Here is a 20180-nt window from a genome sequence, read left to right on the forward strand (position 1 = left end):
GGGTGTGGTCTGCCGCACCCCGGCCTGCCCGGGCCCGCCTGCCCCGGCGTGCGGGGTGCCGCGCCGCCCGCGTCGAGTCGCTCACCGTGATGACGCATATCGCCTGATAATGGACATGAGTGGTGCGCGATGGCTCCCTCACCAGCGAGGAGCGAGATGAACACCTCTAACGATCTTGTCGGTGGCGGGTCGTTGCCGTTGAGCGATGCGGCCGCTGTGGTCGACGAGGGCTGGGGACAGGGCGCGGCCGGTGGCCGCGCCCTGTTTGTCGTGGCCCAGCTCGCCGTGTGCCGAGGCTGCCGCTACGGCCGCCGCGGAACAACCATCTGGGGCGAACGGTCCCTCACCGCCACCACCGCACCTGCCGGGCTCCGGGAGGTGGAGACATGACCCCCCGGATCTTCGGTGATCTTGCCGCGCCACAGGACGAGGCTTATGCCGTCATCGGCGCACGGGGCGTGGTGACGAGTTGGAGCCCGGGTGCCGAGCGCCTGCTCGGCTACCCCGCCGACGCCATCCTGGGGCGGCGCGGGACGGGCCTGCTGCAGGACGAGACTGATGCTCCCCGACTCGAGGAGCGCTGCCGGGCCGGGGAGCCCTTCCTCGGGCAGACGGCCCTACGCCATCGGGACGGCAGCCGCGTCGAGGTCGCTCTGCATGCCCAACGCCTCGTGTCCGCCGACGGTGAGCCGCAGTGGCTGATTCGCGCGAACTCCGCTGATGCGGTGCGTCAGCAGAATCTCGGCCGTGCGCTCCTGAGGGGCCTGTTCACCGAATCACCCTTCCATATCGACGTCTTCGACGCCCGGCTGCACTACGTCGCGCAGAATGCGCGGCGCGTGAAAGGTTTCGCGTATCGGGATTTCGAGGGGCGCACCATGCGGGAAGTGGCTCCGGTCGGAGTGTTCGACATCGACGACTTCGAGGCCCGGCAGCGGAATGTCCTGGCCACCGGTGAGGCGCTGGTCGCAAACGAAGTGCATGCACGCGATCCCGGGGACCCGGACCGGTACCGGGCCTTTTCCGAGACGATCGTTCCGCTGCGCAGCGATTCGAAGGAGGTGATCGGCCTGGCCCACGCGGTATTCGAAATCACCGACCGAGTCCGCGCCCGGGAGCGATTGGCACTGGTCAATGACGCCGGCTCGAAGATCGGCAGCACACTTGAGGTCCTGCGCACCGCACAGGAGCTGACCGACGTGGCGATCCCGGTCTTTGCCGACCACGCCTACGTCGACCTGCTGGACCCCGTCTTCGGGGGCGAGGAACCCGTGGCCGGTCCCGTCGACGAGACGGTTCCGCTACGCCGCGTGGCGAGTTCATCGGTCCGTGACGGGCCGGTGGAGGAAGCGGTCGTCACGGGGGACATCGATCTGTTCACCTCCGGAGTGAGCTCCGTGTTCACCCGGGCGCTGGCCAGTGACGAGCCCCTGCTCCTGACCCGCAGCGAGGTGATCGCCGAACTGGCCGCGACCGATTCCCGCCTGGCCTCGCGTGCCGAAGAATTCGGCGTCCACTCGTGGCTGCTGGTGCCGATGTTCGCACGAGGCGCCGCGCTGGGCGTGGTGGTCTTCGAACGCTTCAGAGGTGAGCACGGCTTCGAGGCGGACGATGTGCTGCTCGCCGAGGACGTGGTGGCACGGGCCGCCGTATGCGTCGACAACGCCAGGCGGTACACCCGCGAGCGGACGACGGCGTTGGCGCTGCAACGCAGTCTGCTGCCGCAGCGGATGCCCGTGCTCAGTGCCGTCGAGGCCGCCTCGCGCTACCTGCCGGCGAGCGGCCGAACGGTGCTGGGAGGCGCCTGGTTCGACGCGATCTCGCTGTCGGGCGCACGCGTCGCGCTGGTGGTGGGAGACGTACCCGGAAACGACCTGCACTCGGCCGTGACGATGGGTCGGCTACGGACCGCAGTGCGCACACTCGCGGACCTCGACCTGTCGCCCGAGGAACTCCTCACCCACCTGGACGACCAGGTCAACCGATTCCACGACGAGCACGGAGAAGGCATTGCGGGCAGAGCGGTCGGGACCACGTGCGTGTACGCGGTCTTCGACCCCCTCACACGGCGCTGCACCGTGGCCCGCGCAGGGCATCCGGCACCCGCACGCGTACGCGCGGACGGGCAGGTCGAATTCCTCGATCTGCCCGACGGTCTCCCCCTCGGCCGTGGCGGAGCACCCTTCGAAAAAGGCGAAGCGACACTGGACGACGGAGATCTGCTCGTCCTGCACACCGATGGCTCACCCACCGGGCAGGGCCAGGGCGCCGAGACGAACCTCGCGTCGCTCCGCGAGGCGCTGTCCGGCGCGGGGCTCAACCCCGCTCAACGGCTCGATGACATCTGCGACACGATCATGGGCCACCTTTCCCCCGCCCGTCGGCAGGACGACGTGGCGCTGCTCGTAGCGCGGGTACGCGGCCTTGAGCCGGACCGACACGTCACCTGGGATCTGGCGGACGATCCCGCAGTCGTGAGCGAAGCACGTGCCCTGGCCATCGGGAAACTGCAGGAATGGGGCCTGGAAGACCTGGAATTCACCACAGAACTTCTGGTCAGCGAACTGGCCACCAATGCCATCCGCTATGGCAGCCCACCCATCCAGCTGCGGCTCATCCGAGACCGCAACCTCATCTGCGAGGTCTCCGACAGCAGCAGCACCTCTCCCCATATCCGCCGCGCCCTTGATACCGACGAAGGAGGACGCGGCCTCTACATGGTCTCTCAGTTCGCCCAGCTCTGGGGCACCCGCTATCACGCCCGCGGCAAGACCATCTGGGCCGAACAAGCCCTCCCCATGGCGCGCCTGCCATTACCGAACAGCTCTGACGGCAACGTGACAGGGCCGGCGTGAACTTGTTCCGCCTGTCCGACGCACGGAATGTGACACAGGAGGATGCGATGTCTCTCACCCTCGACACTTACCGGCTGCTGGGCCGCTCAGGTCTGCGGGTCTCGCCGCTGGCGCTGGGCACCATGACCTTCGGTGCCGACTGGGGGTGGGGTGCCGACACTGACGAGGCGCGCCAGCTGTTCGAGACCTACGTCGAGCGCGGCGGCAACTTCATCGACACTGCCAGCATGTACACCGACGGCAGCTCCGAGCGGCTGCTGGGCAAATTCACCAGCGACAACCGCGAAAGCCTGGTGCTGGCAACGAAATACGTGGCCCTGCGCCGACCGCGCGACCCGAACTCCGGTGGCAGTCACCGTAAGAGCATGTTCGCCTCGGTGGAATCGAGTCTGCGACAGCTGAATACGGATTACATAGATCTGCTGTACGTGCACGCGTGGGATTCCGTGACCCCGGTGGAGGAGATCCTGCGCGGCCTCGACGACCTGGTCCGCCAGGGCAAGGTGCTGTACGTGGCGATCTCGAACACGCCCGCCTGGCAGGTCTCGCGCATGCAGACCATCGCCGATCTGCGCGGGTGGTCGCCGCTGGTGGCACTGCAGATCGAATACAGCCTGATCGAACGGACCGTCGAGCGCGATCTGATTCCCATGGCGCGCGAAATGGGGCTGAGCGTGATCGCATGGTCACCGCTGGCCAGCGGGATGCTCACCGGCAAATACAGCCGCGCCGACCTGGCTGAGCAGCCCGCCGCCGCCTCGCCCGAAGGAACCCGCAAGAACTTCGCGCGCGCCCACGGCTATCTCACCGAGCGCGGTCTGGCGATCGCCGATGTGGTGAAAGAGATCGCGGCCCAACTGGGCAAGAAGCCGTCGCAGGTCGCCCTCGCCTGGATCTTGCAGAACCCCGACGTGACGGCACCGATCGTCGGCGCCCGGACCCCGGCGCAGCTGGAGGACAACCTCGGTGCCCTGGACGTCGCATTCGATGCCGCTCACCTCGCCCGCCTGGACGAGGCCAGCGCCATCGACCTCGGCTTCCCCCACGAGCTCCTGGCCCGCAACCGCAACACCATGTTCGGCGACCTGAAAGTCGAATCCCGCTGAGCCGCGAGTATGTGCGCAAGGGCACCGAGATCAGCGGCCCGACCCGAGCGGCGTTCGCCGTGGCGTCTGCAGGTGTGGCCGCCCGTCAGGCGGGTGGGTCGGCCAGGTCGGCGTATACGTCACGGTAGAACTCGCGGATCCAGCCCAGCTGGGCCGCGTCGTCGGACTCCTCGGTCCAGGTCGTCAGGAAGATGGCCTTCATGACCGCGTCGCGTTGGGCGACGGCGGTGGCCTCCGGCGGTACCGCGTTGACCTGGCCGCCGTACCCGGCGAGCATCAGCAGGCCGGTCGGGCTGGCGTCGGGGTCGGTCAAGTACCGCTAGATCGTGCCGAGTTGGGTGTCAGTGAAGCAGCGGCGCAGGTATCCGGCCTTGTTCTTGAACCGGCGGGTGATTGCGTCGCCGGTCTGACCGGTGCCCGGCCGGGTCGTCGGATGCAGCCACGGCAACGTGCGCCGAGTCTCGCTCGGCGTGGTGCCGGTGCCCGCTGTCACCGCGGTCACCACGTCGATCACTGGGTCGATGTGCGCCGTCGGGGATGTCGCCAGGGCCGGCCGTGTGCAGGCCGTACGGGGTGCCTCTCGTTGGGCGGGTTCTGGCGGTTTCACGGCCGAGGCGTGAGCCCGAGGAGAGTTCGAGCAGCGGCCTCCTTCTTGGACGTCGTCGGCAGTTTCCCGGAGTAGGCATGTGGCTCGCTCGTGCATCGGAACGGTGTGAAGCAGACCCTTTACGGGTGCAACTTGATCGTCTTCTGTGGCCATGGCCGCCGAGGCGGCCGAGTTGATCAGCGCTGACTTCCAGAAGGGCTTCATCAAGGTAGAGGTCATTTCCTTCGCCGGCCCGGTCGAGGTCGGCTCGGTACCCGGCTCAGGTTGTCCGACTGCTCGCGGCGGTTGGCCAGCAGTGCGGGCGCGGTCCTCACCTCGAGGCGTTCTTCGGCTGCATGTACTACGCGGCCATGCGGCCGGCGGAGGTCATCCACCTCCGGCTCGAACAGTGCCATCTGCCCAAGACCGGGTGGGGGATGCTCAACCTGTCGGGCGGAGTCGTCACCGCAGGAAAGGAATGGACGGACGACGGTGCGGTGCACGAGGTGCACTCGCTCAAGCGCCGTGCGGCTACCGCGACCCGGCCAGTGCCCATCCCGCCGCAGTTCGTACGCATCCTCCGTGCACACATCGAACGGTTCGGCGTGGCGCCGGACGGCCGACTGTTCCGGAACCAGGCCGGCAACTACGTGGACGCGTCTGCGTATGGCATTACGTGGGCGCGGGCACGGAAGTACGTGCTGACCCGCACGGAACTCGCCTCCGGGCTGGCCAAGCGGCCCTACGATCTCCGGCACGCCGGGATCTCGTTCTGGTTGTACTCCGGTGTGGACCCGGCCGAATGCGCTCGCCGCGCGGGCCAGAGCATCGAGGTCCTCTTCCGGCATTACGCCAAGTTCCTGGATGGCGTCAGGGAGCAGGCCAACCGGCTGATTGAGCAGTCCATGCAGGAGTGGGACCGCGTCAGCCAGGGCGCGGCGCCTGAGGGGTGAGTCGGGGTTTTGGTCCGTGACTGGTCCGGAAGAGCTGGTCAGGAGCGGGATAGCGGTGGGAGGAACTGGGAGTTACGACGTAAACCGGGCCCTGCTCTGAGCGGGCCGAGCGGAAGGCGCCTGACGGGCAAAAGCCCAGGTCAGGCGCCTTTTTTCGTGCCTCTAGAAGAAGCCGAGCTTCTTCGGCGAGTACGACACCAGAAGGTTCTTCGTCTGCTGATAGTGGTCCAGCATCATCTTGTGGTTCTCCCGGCCGATCCCGGACTGCTTGTAGCCGCCGAACGCCGCATGTGCGGGATAGGCGTGGTAGCAGTTGGTCCACACCCGCCCGGCCTGGATGGCGCGTCCCGCGCGGTAGGCGGTGGAGCCGTCCCGGGTCCAGACGCCCGCGCCCAGTCCGTACAGCGTGTCGTTGGCGATGCCGATCGCGTCGTCGAAGTCGGAGAACGGGGCGACGGCCAGCACCGGGCCGAAGATCTCCTCCTGGAAGATCCGCATGTCGTTGTTGCCCTCGAAGATCGTCGGGCGGACGTAGTAGCCGCTCTCCAGCTCCCCGCCCAGCTCGGCCCGGGAGCCGCCGGTGAGGACCCGGGCGCCCTCCTTCTGGCCGATGTCCAGATAGGCCAGGATCTTCTCCAGCTGGTCGTTGGAGGCCTGCGCGCCGATCATGGTGTCGGTGTCCAGCGGGTGCCCCTGGACGATCTTCTCCGTACGGGCCACGCCCGCGGCCAGGAAGTCCCGGTAGTGCCCGCGCTGGATGAGTGCCCGGGACGGGCAGGTGCACACCTCGCCCTGGTTGAGGGCGAACATGGTGAAGCCTTCCAGGGCCTTGTCCTGGAAGTCGTCCACCAGCGACGAGACGTCGTCGAAGAAGATGTTGGGGCTCTTGCCGCCGAGTTCGAGGGTGACCGGGCGCAGATGCTCCGAGGCGTACTGCATGATCAGGCGGCCGGTCGTGGTCTCGCCGGTGAACGCGACCTTGGCCACCCGCGGGCTGGAAGCCAGCGGCTTGCCGGCCTCCACTCCGAAGCCGTTGACGATGTTGACGACGCCCGGCGGCAGCAGATCCGCGATCAGGGACATGAAGAAGTGCACCGAGGCGGGGGTCTGTTCGGCCGGTTTGAGTACCACGGCGTTGCCGGCGGCCAGCGCGGGGGCGAGCTTCCAGGTCGCCATCAGGATGGGGAAGTTCCAGGGGATGATCTGCCCGACGACGCCGAGCGGCTCGTGGAAGTGGTAGGCGACGGTGTCCTCGTCGATCTCCGAGAGGGTTCCCTCCTGGGCGCGTACGGCGCCCGCGAAATAGCGGAAGTGGTCGATGGCCAGCGGGATGTCGGCGGCCAGGGCTTCGCGCACCGGCTTGCCGTTCTCCCAGCTCTCGGCGACCGCGAGCGCCTCCAGGTGCTGCTCCATCCGGTCGGCGATCTTGTTGAGGACGGCGGCCCGCTCGGCGGCGGGGGTACGGGCCCAGCCGGGCGCGGCCGCATGCGCCGCGTCCAGGGCGCGTTCCACGTCCTCCGCGGTGCCGCGCGCGACCTCGGTGAAGGGTTGGCCGTTGACCGGGGTCGGATTCTCGAAGTACCGGCCCAGCGCGGGCGCCACGAACTCGCCGCCGATCCAGTGGTCGTAGCGGGTCCGGTAACTCATGACGGCATCGACGGAACCCGGGCTGGCGTAACGGGCCATGGTGCGGCCTCCCCATCGCTCTCGACGTGGTGCCCGGCGCCTCCGGTGCGACGGGCGTTGCGCGCAGGGTAGAGAGGCGAAGGTTGCGCGAACGTTGCGTCACGGGCCGAGGGACTCCGCCTGCCGTTCCACGACCAGCAGGGTTCCGCGGCTTCCCGGGCGCACCGCGTGCGGGGTGTCCGCGGGGACCACGTAGAGCTCGCCCGGCCCGACCGGCACGCGGGTGCCGTCGACGTCGAGTTCGAGCCGGCCGTCGAGGACGAGCAGCGCCTCGGCGTCGTCGTGGCGCTCCTCCGCGACGGGCAGCTCGTTCATCCGCAGCACCTTCACCACGGCCGAGCCGACCCGGCCGAGCGGCAGCGAGCGCCACTCCTGGGGAAGGGCGGCGGTGGCGTCCGTCAGGTTGACCAGGCTCATGGCATGCTCCTCCGGACGGCCCGGCGGGAAACCGACGGCCGTCCTCAGTGGTTCGGGGGATGCCGAAGAGGCTAGGTGACCTGCGGGGACGGTGGGTCGACCGTTTGGCAAAGGATGCTGACGGACCGCCTAGGGGGCGTCGTCACATTGGGGTGTCATCGCATGGGGTGTCGTCACATTGGGGCGTCGTCACCTTCGCGCCTGGTGCCCCGCGGCCCCGTCCGTCAGCCCGTACTCCGCCCGCAGCCGGCCGGCCGCGGCGAGCGGGGCGGTGCGTGCCGGGGAGCGGTGCGGCAGGGCGTGCGCCAGGGCCTCCCAGATTTCCAGGTCGTGCTCGCCCCAGGGGGTCGCCGACCACTGGCGCAGCAGATCGGGTTCCCGGGCGCCGAGCAGGGCGCACCGCAGCCGGCCCTCGAGCGCCGTGCGCAGCCGCCGTACCCCGGGTGCCTCCGACAGCGGCAGCAGCGGACCGTGGTAGGTATCCAGCGCGGCCATGACCTCCCCGGCGGTCAACTCCGCCTCCACCGTGGCGAGATCGGTGTCGACGGGGCGGGTCAGACGGTACGGCCGCGAGCCGAGCAGCGGGCCGACGAGCCGCCGCAGCCGGGACAGCTCGGCCCGCAGCGTGACCGGGCTGATCTCGCGCTCGCCGTAGAGGAGTACCGCGAGGTGCTCACCCGTCAGGCCCTCCGGGTGACGGGTGAGCAGCACCATGATCTCGCTGTGCCGTGGGCCCAGCCGCAGCCGCCTGCCGTCCGTCACCAGCAGCGCCTCGTCCCGGCCCAGCGCGGACAGACACACCACCGGCTCCGGTGCCCCGCACGCGAGATGGGCCTCGGCGGCGCGGGCGGTGGCCTGCACCAGGGCGAGGCTGTGCGGACCGGCCAGATGATCGCCGCCGGTGATGTCCACGGCGCCCAGCAGCCGGCCGGTCCGGGGGTCGTGCAGCGGGGCCGCGGCACAGGTCCAGCGCTGCACCCGGCGGTTGTAGTGTTCCGCGGCGAAGATCTGCACGGGGTGACCGGCGGCGAGCGCGGTGCCGGGTGCGTTGGTGCCGGCGTGCCGTTCGTCCCAGCGTGCGCCGACGACGAAGTTCATCCGCTCCGCCTGGCGCCGTACCCCGGGGTGCCCCTCGACCCACAGCATCCGCCCCTGGGGATCGCAGACGGCCATCAGATGGGCGCCGTCCTGCGCGATGCTGCCCAGCAGCTCCCGGAAGACCGGCATGGCGCGGGCCAGCGGATGCCGGTCGCGGTAGGCGCACAGCGCGGATTCGTCCAGCTCGATGGGCGCCGCAGCGTCCGATGCCGCCCGCGCCCGCGCCGAGCGGCGCCAGGAGTCCGCCACCACCTGGCGTACGGGCGGTGCCACCGTCCCGCCGGCCAGGAACGCCTCATGGGCCCGTCGCACCCTGCGGGTGTGTGCCACCGGGTCGGCGCCCGACTCCAGCGCCAGCCAAGGGTTGACCACCTGTCACCTCTTCGCCTACGGATGTGTCCACGGATCGCGACCTCGCACGCCGATGGTGCTCGTACGGGACTCAGCCGTAAACCCCGCGTCAGGTGCGGGCGCCGCGACGGCCGCCGGCCTCCAGCCGCAGCCCGTCCGCGACGATCAGATCCGAGGTGACCTGGGCCTGCTCGGCCTCCACATCGGTCATGAAGACGAAGGGCGGCACGACCGGTGGTACCGGCAGGGTGTCGGGGGTGAAGGTCAGACAGACCACGCCTTCCAGGCAGCCGCTGAACTTGGTGAGGTAGAGGACCACCTCGCCGTCGAGCTTCAACGAGTCGGCGTTCAGGCGGAGTTGGGGGCCTTTGCTGTCGTGGGTGAGGAGGCGGTAGTCGGTGAGGGAGGCGGCCTTCATCTTCAGGACCATGACTTTCAGGGGGCCGCCGGCCGTCGGGATCTCGGTGACCCCGGCGAGGGTGAATCCCTGCGGTGCGAACAGGGTCGTCTGCACGGTCGGCGGGGCCGGGGGCGCGGGGATCCCGGCCGCGCCGGCCTTCTGCGCCGGGCCGCCGACAGCGGTGAACAGCGCGAGGGGCAGGCCGACGGCGAGGACCCTGCTGCCGGTGCCACGGCGGGCCGGTGCGGGGTCCGTGCCGTCCCCGGACCCGGCGGCGGTGCCGCCCTCCGCGGCATCCCGGACCGGAGTCCACCCGAACCCCATCGCACTGCCCGCGATCCCCAGGCCCATGCCCACCAGAAAGCCGCCGAGGTTGGTCGCGGCGAAGGAGAGCACGGAAAGGATCAGCGCGTTGATGCTCACATAGTGGTGCGCGGCCGGTGCGCACCACAGGAAGATCCCCGCGGCCATCAGCGCCAGCCCGATGCCGAGGGCGGCCAGCCCGCCGAGCCCCAGGCTCACCAGCACGGTCAGCGGCGACAGCGGGACCAGCAGCAGTTCGGCCCCGCCGAGCAGAAGCAGCAGACCGGCCCAGAACGGCCGGGTCCGCCGCCAGCTCCGCAGCGCCGCCCGCCGCTCGGGCCAGGGCAGCGTCCGTTCGAGCCGCGCGCCCCACCGGGCGCGGTGCGCGCTCAGAAACACCGGTCGCCGTCCAGGCTCACGCTCACCCGCAGCCCCTTGAGCCGGAAGTTGCCGCCGGTGGCCGACCAGGCATGCGACCTCACCCCGGCGACCTCGATGTTCCCGGCCTGCAGCCCGAACTTCCCCTTGGGGCCCCTGACCCCCGGTACGGCATCGAGCGAGGCGGCGTCCCGTCCGATCTGGGCCGTACCGAAACGGGCGTCGCCCACCAGGTCCTCACCGTCGATGACCAGGCTGTCGGCGGACACCGCACCGGCCTTGCCGCCCGCCGTCAGCTTGAACACCACGGTGCCGACCGGCGTTTCGACCTGCGCCGACTGGCAGATGTCGGTGAGTGTGGCCCGGCCGATGCCGAGCAGCGCGACGGGGTGGCCCCGGCCGTCGGCGTCGCGGTCGGTGTGCACGTACGAGGCGAGGCCGTTGCTGGTCAGCCTGCCCGACGCCACCTGGAAGTGGGTGCCGGAGACGGCGAACGACGCCGCCAGCGCGCCCTGGGCCATCACCGTCGCCAGCGCACCCACGGCGAGCACGGCGGGTAGCGCCACCACGGCGGTCTTCTTCCAGGAGGTGCGCCCCTCGGGCGGGATGCGCGCGGCGAGCGGTGCGGTCGGTGTGCGGGGCGTAGAGCTCATTGCGTCCTCCCCGGGGCAGCGGCCGACCGTCCGGGGGATCCGGAGAGGTTCATGACGGTCTGTCATACTGCCGGAAAAATCTAGGTAGTTGACGACTTCAGTGGGAGACTAGGGCCGATTTTGAATAAGAGTCAACAGCGCGGACAGGGCGGATCCCCGGGCGCCCGCGGCACCGTACGCTCCCAGGCGCGGCGTGCCGAACTCATCGCCACAGGAAGGAAGTTGTTCGCCGACACCTCGTACGACGCGCTGTCCATGGACGACATCGCCCGCGAGGCCGGAGTGGCCAAGGGCCTGATCTACTACTACTTCACCAACAAGCGCGGCTATTACCTCGCGATCATCGAGGACGCGGTGGCCCAGCTGGTCGAGCGCGCGGGAAACGCTCATGATTTCCCGCCAGTCGAGCGCGTCCGGCGCACCATCGACGGCTATCTGCGCTACGCCCAGCACCACCAGGCCGCCTATCGCGCCATCGTCACCGGCGGCGTCGGCTTCGACGCCGAGGTGCTGGCGATCCGCGACACGGTGCGCGCCCGGCTGCTCGGCACCATCGCGCAGGGTGCCTGGGGCCGGGACGACATTCCGCCGCTCGCCCGTACGGCCCTGACCGGCTGGCTCTCCAGCGTCGAGGGCGTCACCCTCGACTGGATCGCGGCCCAGGAGATACCCCGTGAGACGGTGGCCGCTCTCCTGGTGCGCGGCCTGGGCGACACGCTCCGGCTGATCGAGGAGTACGAGCCGGCCTGCCCGGCGCCGCCGTCCCGGCCGCCGGCCTGAGCTCCCGTCACCGCCCGCGGCAAGGGGAAGGGCGGGAGGCCCCACAGCCTCCCGCCCGGCTCCGTCACTGCCGCCGTCAGCGCTACTTGATCGCCTTGATCAGCTCACCGTTGGCGGTGTCACCGCTCAGCTCCCAGAAGAACGTGCCGCCCATGCCCTGCGCGTCCTTGAAGGCCATCTTCGCGCCGATGGTCTCCGGGGTGTCATAACTCCACCACTGGTCACCGCACTTGGCGTAGGCGGTGCCGCCCACCTTGCCGGTGGCCGGACAACGGTCCTTGAGCACCTTGTAGTCGTCGATGCCCGCCTCGTACTTGCCCGGTGCCGCGCCGGTCGCCGTGCCGCCCGGGGCGTCCTGGGTGACACCGGACCAGCCGCGGCCGTAGAAGCCGATGCCCAGCAGCAGCTTGTTCGCCGGAATGCCGAGGCCGATGAGCTTCTTGGTGGTGTCGGTGGTGTTGAACCCGGCCTTGGGGATGCCGTTGTACGACGCCAGCGGGGAGTGCGGCGCCGTCGGGCCCTTGGCGTCCCAGGCGCCGAAGTAGTCGTACGTCATGGGGTTGTACCAGTCGACGTACTGAGCCGCGCCCGCGTAGTCGGCGGCGTCGATCTTGCCGCCGTCGGAGGCGTCCGCGGTGATCGCGGCCGTCACCAGACCGTTCTGGCCGAACTTCTCCCGCAGCGCCTTCATGACCTTGGTGAAGGCGTCCTTGCCGCTGGTGTCACAGGACAGACCGCAGGCGTTGGGGTACTCCCAGTCGATGTCGATCCCGTCGAAGACATCCGCCCAGCGCTTGTCCTCGACCAGGTCGTGGCAGGACTGTGCGAAGGCCTCCGGATTCCTGGCCGCCTCGCCGAAGCCGCCCGACCAGGTCCAGCCGCCGAACGACCAGATCACCTTGAGGCCCGGGTGCAGCTTCTTGAGCTTGCGCAGCTGGTTGAAGTTGCCGCGCAGCGCCCCGTCGTCCCAGGTGTCGGCCTTGCCGTCGACGCTCTGGTCGGCGGTGTAGGCCTTGTCGTAGTCGGCGTAGGAGTCGCCGATCGCGCACTTGCCGCCCTGGACGTTGCCGAAGGCGTAGTTGATATGGGTCAGCTTGTTCGCCGACCCGGACGTCTCGATGTTCTTGACATGGTAATTGCGGTCGTAGACGCCCCAGTTGGTGAAGTATCCGACGACCTTGTCGCCGGCGGCCGAGGCCCGGGCGGTGCTGCCCGTGGGGTGGGCGGCGGTGTCCGTGGGGTGGGCGGAGGCCGGGCCGGCCAGCAGCGTGCCGGCCAGCGCCGCCGTACACAGGGCGGTGGCGGCGGCGATCAGCCGGCGCGGCGATCGCTTCCGGTGCGGTCTGAGCATGTCATCTCCTCGGAGGGGGGCGAGGTGGAGCCTGACCTGCGTTCGGATTGCGCCTGGAGGGACTTGGCATGAACGCGTAGAACGTTGGAGGAGAAGGTAGAAGGACTAGACCAGTAGGGTCAATGGTTCGGACCAATTTCGTGGCCGGGGGAGGGGCGGGAGACCGCTGGCCGGACCGGTCACATCTGTTGATGATCAACCCGTGACGCGGGGCGTCCGATCGGGCATACTCCTAGCGCCACAGCTGCAGGTCATGGCCATCCGAGACCCGGACGGTGATCATCGGCTGGGCACCCGGAAATCCGGCGGCGCCGCCCTCACCCCGTGCGCGCGTTGCCGCAGCGCCCGACAGGGAGGAGAGCGCCGCAATGACCGAGTACGGCCCCCGGCCGGTGGACCGCAAGCTGCCCACCGAGGAAGCCCGCGACCTGCTGACGCTCGTACGCGAACTCATCGAGCGCGAGATCAGGCCGGTCGCCGCGGAGGAGGAGGACGCCGGACGTTTCCCGCGCGACACCTTCACCCTGCTCTCCGAATCCGGACTGCTGTCTCTTCCGTACGCCGAGGAGTTCGGCGGCGGTGACCAGCCCTACGAGGTCTACCTCCAGGTCCTCGAGGAACTCGCGGCCGCGCGGCTCACCGTCGGCCTCGGCGTCAGCGTGCACACCCTCGCCTGCCATGCGCTCGCCGAATTCGGCACCAAGGAACAGCGCGCCGAACACCTCCCGGCCATGCTCGGGGGCGGGCTGCTCGGCGCGTACTGCCTCTCCGAACCGGCCTCCGGTTCCGACGCCGCGTCCCTGACCACTCGCGCCACGCGTGAGGGCGACCACTGGGTCATCAACGGCACCAAGGCGTGGATCACCCACGGCGGAGTGGCCGACTTCTACACCCTTCTGGCCCGTACCGGCGGCGACGGCCCCCGCGGCATCACGGCCTTCCTCGTCCCCGGCGACGCCGAGGGCCTCAGCGCCGCGGCGCCCGAGCGCAAGATGGGCATGAAGGGGTCCCCGACCGCCCAGCTGCACTTCGACGACGTCCGCATCCCCGACGCCCGCCGCATCGGCGACGAGGGCCAGGGCTTCGCCGTCGCCCTCTCGGCCCTCGACTCCGGCCGCCTCGGCATCGCGGCCTGCGCCATCGGCGTCGCCCAGGCGGCACTGGACGAGGCGCTCGCCTACGTCGCCTCACGGCAGCAATTCGGCCGCCCGATCGCCGACTTCCAGGGCCTGCGCTTCATGCTGGCCGACATGGCCACCCAGGTGGAGGCCGGCCGGGCGCTCTACCTCGCCGCCGCCCGCCTCCGGGACGCCGGGCAGCCGTTCTCCAAGGAGGCGGCCATGGCCAAACTCTTCTGCACGGACGCGGGAATGCGGGTGACCACGGACGCCGTCCAGCTCCTCGGCGGCTACGGCTACACCCTCGACTTCCCGGCCGAGCGCTATATGCGCGAGGCCAAGGTGCTCCAGATCGTGGAGGGCACCAACCAGATCCAGCGGATGGTCATCGCCCGGCACCTGGCGGGACCCGAGTCGCGCTGAGGCACCTCGAGGGGCGGGGCCGGGCGCCACACGGTGCCCGGCCCCGCTCCGTGGCGCCCGCACTTTCCGCCTGGGTATGGCAGCCGGCGCGTACCTGACGTACCGTCAACTCCCCTGCGAGGACCGCGCGCCCAGGAGGAGACCGTGTCCGACCGCCCGATCGCGCTCGACGAATACCCGATCCACCAGGCCCCGCTGTCCATGCGGCATGTCGCCACCGGTGACCGCAACGCCTACGACCGGTGCATCTTCCACGTCATGGACCACTCCGGCCGCGCCCTGCTCATCGCCGGCCTCGGCGTCTACCCCAACACCGGGGTCATCGACGCCTACGCCACCCTCCGCCTCGGCGACCGCCTGTATGCCGTACGGGCCTCCGATGCGCTCAGCGACGACCGGCTGGCGCTCACCGTCGGCCCGCTCGCCATCACCGTCGAGGAGCCGCTCGCCCGCCTGCGGCTGACCTGCGCTCCCGACCCCGGCGATCCCGACGGCCTGGCGTACGACCTGACCTGGACCGCGGCCTTTCCCGCCACCTGGGAGCCGCACCACACCCAGTACCGCGGCGACCGGCTGATGCTGGAGGGCCGCCGGTTCGTCCAGGCCGGCACCTGCACCGGAACCCTCCGCGCCGGCGGGGAGGAGCTCACCGTCACGACGGGGGAGTGGACCGGCACCCGCGACCGCAGCTGGGGCGTCCGCCCGATCCCCGGGGAGGACGCCGGGCGGGCCGGGGAGGAGATGCGGCCCGAGGGCTTCCACTGGGTCTGGTGCCCGGTCCGCTTCGACGACCGGTTCGTGATGGTCATCGTCCAGGAGGACGCCGACGGCCACCGCACCCTGAACGAAGCGCTGCTGGTCCGCGACGGCTCCCGCGATGTCCAGCTCGGCTGGCCGGGCACCGACATCACCTACCGCCCCGGCACCCGGCACCCCGAGCGCGCCGTCATCCACCTCACCGACCCGGCCCGCAAACCCCTCGAGCTCACCGCCGAGATCCTCACCTCCTCACCCCTCGCCGTCGGCGCCGGCTACCCTCCCGCCGACGACTGGCAGCACGGCACCTGGCGCGGCCGCGGCTGGACCGACCGCCGCAGCTACGACCTCTCCGACCCCGCCGCCCACCCCCTCGCCGCCTACGGCGTCACCGACCACGCCGCCCGCTTCACCCTCGACGGCCAGGTGGGCCACGGAATCTTCGAGCACGGCAGCTTCGGCCGCCACGACCCCAGCGGCTTCACGGGCTACGGATCGGTCGCGCCATGACTGCCGCTCCGCGCCCCCGCACCACCACCCGCGACCCCGAAGCCCTGGCCCGGCGCCTCACCGCCTGGCTCGGCACCCGGCTCCCCGGCGCCCGCGCCACCCACACCACCGTCCCCGCCTCCAACGGCATGTCCAGCGAAACCCTGCTCTTCGACATCGACCACCCCCACCACCCCGACCCGCCCTTCCGCTCCTGCGCGCTGCGCCTCGCCGCCGACCCCGCCGCGTACACGGTCTTCCCGCGCTACGACATGGCCCGGCAGTACCGCACCATGCGCCTGGTAGCCGACCGCACCGACCTCCCCGTGCCCCGCACCCTCTGGCTCGAAGAGGACCCCGCACACCTGGGCGCGCCCTTCTTCGTCATGGAGCGCGCCGCCGGCCGCGTCCCGCCGGACGTCATGCCCTATACGTACGAGGGGAATTGGCTGCACGACGGCACGGATGAAGAACGGGAACGCCTCGAAGCCGCGAGCGTTTCGGTGCTCGCCCGGCTGCACGACCAAGTCCCGGTGCAGGAAGCGGAATTCCTCGCGGATGACGGATCCGGGAACGGATCCGGGAACGGATCCGGGAACGGATCTGGGAACAGGTCCGGGAACGCATTGCAGCGTCATGTCGCAGCCCAACGCGCCTACTACGAATGGGTCGTTGACGGCCGTCCGCATTCCCCGGTCATTGAGCGCGGCTTTTCCTGGCTCGCCGAACACTGGCCGGCGGATCCCGGTGAAACGGTTCTGACCTGGGGTGATGCCCGGATCGGCAATATCGTCTACGACGATTCCTGGGAGCCTGCCGCCGTACTGGACTGGGAAATGGCCGCCCTCGGGCCCCGCGAACTCGACCTGGGCTGGATGGTGTATCTCCATCGCTTCTTCCAGGACCTCACGCAGAGCAGCGGGCAGCCCGGACTCCCTGATTTTCTGCGCCGCCACAATATCGAGGGGCGCTATACCCGGCTCACCGGGCACACACCCCGCGACATGGAATTCCACACCCTCTATGCGGCCCTGCGGCAGGCCATCGTGATGCTGCGGGTGGCGTACCGCCAGGTGCATTTCGGTGAGGTGCCGGTGCCGGCCGACGCCGATGCGCTGATCCTGCACCGGGACACCCTGGAAGCGATGCTCGCCGGCCGTTACTGGTGAGCGGCCGGCCGGGCGAGCGGACTCAGGCGCTGTGGCGCATCTCCGGCACCCGGGCCGGCCGGGTGCCGGGGCCGCCGATGTGCGAGAACGGCTGGCGGCGCCAGTCCAGGCTCTCCGGGAGCGTCAGCAGCACGGCCGCGTCCTGCTCCTGAGTCTCCGTCGCGCCGTCGGTCTCCGGCGCCTCGGCCACCGGCCGGCCGGATCCCTGGCACACCGTCAGGCCGAACGGATTCCACGGCGAGGGGCACAGGGCGTGCTCCGGCAGCGTGTCCTCGTCCGCCAGCAGCGCGATCGGCTGCCCGCAGTCCGGGCAGGTCACGCGGTAGATGTCAAAGGTCTCGAAGGCCTCGTCCGGGCCGTCCGTACCGTCGTCCCCAAAGAAACCGGGACTGTCGCCCTCCTGTGCGCCGACGGTCGACGCGGCGGATTCCTGCTTGAGGCGTCGCATGATGTCCATCCCCCTCGGGTGGGCCAGGCCACTCGGACCGCTGACTTCCTTGACGGGCGGTCCCGGCCACCACCAGCAATTCCCTTCATGCCGCGTGCATAATCACCGCGGCCCGGCGGACACGGGTTCACCGGTGTGGCATTGCTCACACGGGACCCGCGCGGGGTGTCCACGATCCGGCGCGCGCTGCGCATTCGCGGCCGCGCACAGTAGGTTGGGCGGGTGGAGGAGTTGGACCGACAAATCGTGGATCTGCTCGTCAAGGACGGGCGGATGAGCTACACCGACCTGGGCAAGGCCACCGGCCTGTCCACCTCGGCCGTGCACCAGCGCGTGCGCCGGCTCGAGCAGCGCGGTGTCATCCGGGGCTATGCCGCCATCGTGGACCCCGAAGCCGTGGGCCTGCCGCTCACCGCCTTCATCTCGGTCAAACCCTTCGACCCCAGTGCGCCGGACGACATCTCCGACCGCCTCGCGGAGGTCCCCGAGCTGGAGGCCTGCCACAGCGTCGCGGGCGACGAGAACTACATCCTCAAGGTCCGCGTCGCCACCCCGCTGGAGCTGGAGCATCTGCTCACCCGGATCCGTTCGCTCGCCGGGGTCTCGACCCGTACGACGGTCGTGCTGTCCACTCCGTACGAGGCCCGGCCGCCGCGCATCTGACCTGGCGATATCCGGCCCCCCGCGTGCGGTGCGCCCGCGCGCAGGGGCCAGACTGTCCGGTATGAGCGAGCGCATCCCCGACCCGGCCCCGCCCCGTACCGTCCTGCTGCGCGGCGGTGAGGTGCACAGCCCCGCGGACCCCTTCGCCACCGCCATGGTGGTCGAGGGCGACCGCATCGCCTGGGTGGGGGAGGAGGGCGCCGCCGACTCCTTCGCCGACGGTGTCGACGAGGTCGTGCACCTAGAGGGCGCGCTGGTCACCCCCGCCTTCACGGACGCACACGTGCACACCACCGCCACCGGGCTCGCGCTGACCGGCCTCGATCTGGCCGGTGCGGCCACACTGTCGGATGCGCTGGCCCGCATCCGCGCGTATGCGGCCGCGCGCCCGGCGGACCGGGTCCTGCTCGGCCACGGCTGGGACTCCGGCGACTGGCCCGAGGGGCGCCCGCCCTCCCGTACGGAACTGGACGCGGCAACCGGCGGCCGTCCCCTCTATCTGACCCGTGTCGACGTGCACTCCGCGGTCGTGACCACGGCCCTGCTGGACCTGGTCCCCAGGGTTCGTGAGCTGCCCGGATTCCATGCCGACGCCCCGCTGACCGAAGACGCCCACCACGCCGTACGGGCCGCCGCCCACGCCACCGTCACGCCTTCCCAGCGGGCCGACGCCCAGGCGGCGGCGCTCGCCCGCGCCGCCTCGCTCGGGATCGGCAGCATCCATGAGTGCGCGGGGCCGAAGATCTCGAGCGAGGACGACTTCACCGCGCTGCTGGCCCTGGCGGCCGACAGCGGTGTCGCCGGCCCGCGGGTGGTCGGCTACTGGGCCGAACTGATCGCATCCGCAAAGGAGGCCGAGCGGATCCGGGAGCTGGGCGCGATCGGCGCGGCCGGCGATCTGTTCGTCGACGGCTCCCTCGGCTCGCACACCGCCCACCTGCACGCCCCGTACGCCGACGCCGCCCACACCGGCACCGCGCACCTCGACGCCGAGGCCGTCGCCGCCCATGTCGCCGCCTGCACCGAGGCCGGGCTCCAGGCCGGTTTCCATGCGATCGGCGACGCGGCGCTGACCACCGTCGTCGACGGCGTACGGGCCGCCGCCGAGCGCGTCGGCCTGGACCGGATCCGCGCCGCCCGGCACCGCGTCGAGCACGCCGAAATGCTCACCGCCACCACCCTCGCCGGCTTCGCCGAGCTCGCCCTGACCGCCTCCGTACAGCCCGCCTTCGACGCGGCATGGGGCGGCGGCGAGGGCATGTACGCGGCCCGCCTCGGCGCCGACCGCGCCCGCACCCTCAACCCGTACGCCGCCCTGCTCAAGGCCGGTGTCCCGCTCGCCCTCGGCTCCGACAGCCCGGTCACCCCGCTCGACCCCTGGGGCACCCTGCGCGCCGCCGTCTTCCACCGCACCCGCGCCCACCGCATCTCCGCCCGTGCCGCGTTCACCGCCCACACCCGCGGCGGCTGGCGGGCCATCGGCCGGGACGACGCGGGAGTCCTGGTGCCCGGCGCGCCCGCCGACTACGCGGTCTGGCGCACCGGCGAACTGATCGTCCAGGCCCTCGACGAGCGGGTGGAACGCTGGTCCACCGACCCGCGCTCCGGCACCCCCGGTCTGCCCGATCTGACCCCCGGCGGCGACCTCCCGGAGTGCCTGGCCACGGTCGTCGGCGGCCGCACCGTCTTCGCGCGGCCGATCGAGTGACATCGGGCGGGAAGGTGTCGCCACAGGTGCGCTTGCAGCCCCTTGCCCCACCTGGGCCCGCCCGCCGGTGACCTGGGGCGACGCGAAACCGACGCAGGCGGAGCACCTGTTGACAGCAGGCGGTCGGCGGCCGGTAGGTTCGGCCGGGTCCACCACAGGACGTCCGATCGGGAGACCTCCGCGCAGTCGTCGAACGCAGCTGGGCCATGGGGCGGGGCGCCACACCGGCGCACCGCCACTGGGAGCCAGGTCCAGCGCCAGCGGGACGGCGTGACGGAGGGTTTCAGTCGGTCGGCAGGTGCGACCCGGGTGGGGCCCGGAGCTCAGTAGACAACGGCTTTCGGTCGACCCGCAGCCAGCGGGTCCCAGGTCGGCCCGAAGGGCACCGGGCCCCGATCCGCACCTCTCCGCACAACCCCGCGCTTGTGCGCTGCGCCTCGGTCTTGCGCACCTGGCACCCGGTACGGCGCCTTCCCGATGTACGGTCAG

At 70.7% G+C, this 20180-nt stretch carries 19 protein-coding genes; 10 read left to right on the plus strand and 9 right to left on the minus strand.

The genetic code is table 11. From position 1 onward, the window contains the following. Positions 1-156 precede the first annotated feature (156 nt). From ADL29_RS27900 to ADL29_RS27910, 3 genes are read left to right on the plus strand one after another with little or no spacing between them, the layout of a single operon-like run. Positions 157-390: a hypothetical protein gene (locus ADL29_RS27900; RefSeq protein ID WP_053926347.1), complete on the plus strand. Its 234-nt coding sequence runs from the start codon at positions 157-159 to the stop codon at positions 388-390. Continuing rightward, positions 387-2855 (plus strand): SpoIIE family protein phosphatase, encoded by a 2469-nt coding sequence (locus tag ADL29_RS27905; RefSeq protein ID WP_053926348.1) that lies wholly within the window; start codon positions 387-389, stop codon positions 2853-2855. The genes ADL29_RS27900 and ADL29_RS27905 overlap by 4 nt, the downstream gene beginning before the upstream one ends. A gap of 47 nt (positions 2856-2902) precedes the next feature. After that, positions 2903-3961, plus strand: coding sequence for an aldo/keto reductase (locus ADL29_RS27910; protein ID WP_053926349.1), 1059 nt, complete (start codon positions 2903-2905; stop codon positions 3959-3961). 85 nt (positions 3962-4046) lie between these two features. Here the strand turns inward: ADL29_RS27910 and ADL29_RS27915 are convergent, their stop codons facing one another. Both ADL29_RS27915 and ADL29_RS27920 read right to left on the minus strand, forming a co-directional pair. After that, positions 4047-4274: a hypothetical protein gene (locus ADL29_RS27915; RefSeq protein ID WP_053926350.1), complete on the minus strand. Its 228-nt coding sequence runs from the start codon at positions 4272-4274 to the stop codon at positions 4047-4049. Positions 4275-4280: 6 nt separating this feature from the next. Further along, positions 4281-4475 carry a hypothetical protein gene (locus ADL29_RS27920; RefSeq protein ID WP_053926351.1) on the minus strand — a complete coding sequence of 65 codons (195 nt, stop codon included), beginning with the start codon at positions 4473-4475 and terminating at the stop codon, positions 4281-4283. A 443-nt stretch (positions 4476-4918) separates the two neighbouring features. Between ADL29_RS27920 and ADL29_RS27925 the strand changes: the two genes are divergently transcribed. Beyond that, positions 4919-5500 carry a site-specific integrase gene (locus ADL29_RS27925; protein ID WP_245689663.1) on the plus strand — a complete coding sequence of 194 codons (582 nt, stop codon included), beginning with the start codon at positions 4919-4921 and terminating at the stop codon, positions 5498-5500. A gap of 162 nt (positions 5501-5662) precedes the next feature. Here the strand turns inward: ADL29_RS27925 and exaC are convergent, their stop codons facing one another. The 5 genes from exaC to ADL29_RS27950 all read right to left on the minus strand — a co-directional run bounded on the left by exaC (position 5663) and on the right by ADL29_RS27950 (position 10786). Next, positions 5663-7186, minus strand: a complete 1524-nt coding sequence (gene exaC, locus ADL29_RS27930; RefSeq protein WP_053926353.1) for an acetaldehyde dehydrogenase ExaC — start codon at positions 7184-7186, stop codon at positions 5663-5665. Positions 7187-7285: 99 nt separating this feature from the next. Further along, positions 7286-7603, minus strand: coding sequence for a cupin domain-containing protein (locus ADL29_RS27935; RefSeq protein ID WP_053926354.1), 318 nt, complete (start codon positions 7601-7603; stop codon positions 7286-7288). 189 nt (positions 7604-7792) lie between these two features. After that, positions 7793-9073, minus strand: coding sequence for a GAF domain-containing protein (locus ADL29_RS27940; RefSeq protein WP_053926355.1), 1281 nt, complete (start codon positions 9071-9073; stop codon positions 7793-7795). 88 nt (positions 9074-9161) lie between these two features. Continuing rightward, positions 9162-10154 (minus strand): DUF6114 domain-containing protein, encoded by a 993-nt coding sequence (locus tag ADL29_RS27945; RefSeq protein ID WP_211274401.1) that lies wholly within the window; start codon positions 10152-10154, stop codon positions 9162-9164. Then, positions 10145-10786 carry a DUF6230 family protein gene (locus tag ADL29_RS27950; protein ID WP_053926356.1) on the minus strand — a complete coding sequence of 214 codons (642 nt, stop codon included), beginning with the start codon at positions 10784-10786 and terminating at the stop codon, positions 10145-10147. Before ADL29_RS27950 ends, ADL29_RS27945 begins: the two co-directional genes overlap by 10 nt. A 120-nt stretch (positions 10787-10906) precedes the next feature. On the opposite strand from ADL29_RS27950, the gene ADL29_RS27955 reads away from it, so the two are divergent. Then, on the plus strand, positions 10907-11566 hold the full coding sequence (locus ADL29_RS27955) for a TetR/AcrR family transcriptional regulator (protein WP_046924454.1): 660 nt from the start codon (positions 10907-10909) through the stop codon (positions 11564-11566). Between the two features lie 82 nt (positions 11567-11648). Here ADL29_RS27955 and ADL29_RS27960 read toward each other — a convergent pair whose 3' ends face one another. Further along, positions 11649-12917, minus strand: coding sequence for a glycoside hydrolase family 18 protein (locus tag ADL29_RS27960; RefSeq protein WP_046924453.1), 1269 nt, complete (start codon positions 12915-12917; stop codon positions 11649-11651). Positions 12918-13285: 368 nt separating this feature from the next. Here ADL29_RS27960 and ADL29_RS27965 point away from each other — a divergent pair, with 368 nt between their 5' ends. The 3 genes from ADL29_RS27965 to ADL29_RS27975 all read left to right on the plus strand — a co-directional run bounded on the left by ADL29_RS27965 (position 13286) and on the right by ADL29_RS27975 (position 16872). Continuing rightward, positions 13286-14458, plus strand: coding sequence for an acyl-CoA dehydrogenase family protein (locus ADL29_RS27965; RefSeq protein WP_053926357.1), 1173 nt, complete (start codon positions 13286-13288; stop codon positions 14456-14458). A 144-nt stretch (positions 14459-14602) separates the two neighbouring features. Beyond that, a complete protein-coding gene (locus ADL29_RS27970) occupies positions 14603-15724 on the plus strand; it encodes an Rv3169 family protein (protein ID WP_053926358.1) in 1122 nt (373 codons plus the stop codon). Beyond that, a complete protein-coding gene (locus ADL29_RS27975; RefSeq protein ID WP_053926359.1) occupies positions 15721-16872 on the plus strand; it encodes a phosphotransferase family protein in 1152 nt (383 codons plus the stop codon). The genes ADL29_RS27970 and ADL29_RS27975 overlap by 4 nt, the downstream gene beginning before the upstream one ends. Positions 16873-16894: 22 nt before the next feature. Here the strand turns inward: ADL29_RS27975 and ADL29_RS27980 are convergent, their stop codons facing one another. Continuing rightward, positions 16895-17329, minus strand: a complete 435-nt coding sequence (locus ADL29_RS27980) for a hypothetical protein (RefSeq protein ID WP_107095105.1) — start codon at positions 17327-17329, stop codon at positions 16895-16897. 213 nt (positions 17330-17542) lie between these two features. Here ADL29_RS27980 and ADL29_RS27985 point away from each other — a divergent pair, with 213 nt between their 5' ends. Continuing rightward, complete coding sequence (locus tag ADL29_RS27985; RefSeq protein WP_046924450.1) at positions 17543-17983, plus strand: Lrp/AsnC family transcriptional regulator; 441 nt, start codon at positions 17543-17545, stop codon at positions 17981-17983. Between the two features lie 61 nt (positions 17984-18044). Continuing rightward, on the plus strand, positions 18045-19691 hold the full coding sequence (locus tag ADL29_RS27990; RefSeq protein ID WP_053926360.1) for an amidohydrolase: 1647 nt from the start codon (positions 18045-18047) through the stop codon (positions 19689-19691). The last annotated feature ends 489 nt before the right edge of the window (positions 19692-20180 follow it).

This window comes from Streptomyces chattanoogensis (assembly GCF_001294335.1).
Taxonomy (GTDB): domain Bacteria; phylum Actinomycetota; class Actinomycetes; order Streptomycetales; family Streptomycetaceae; genus Streptomyces; species Streptomyces chattanoogensis.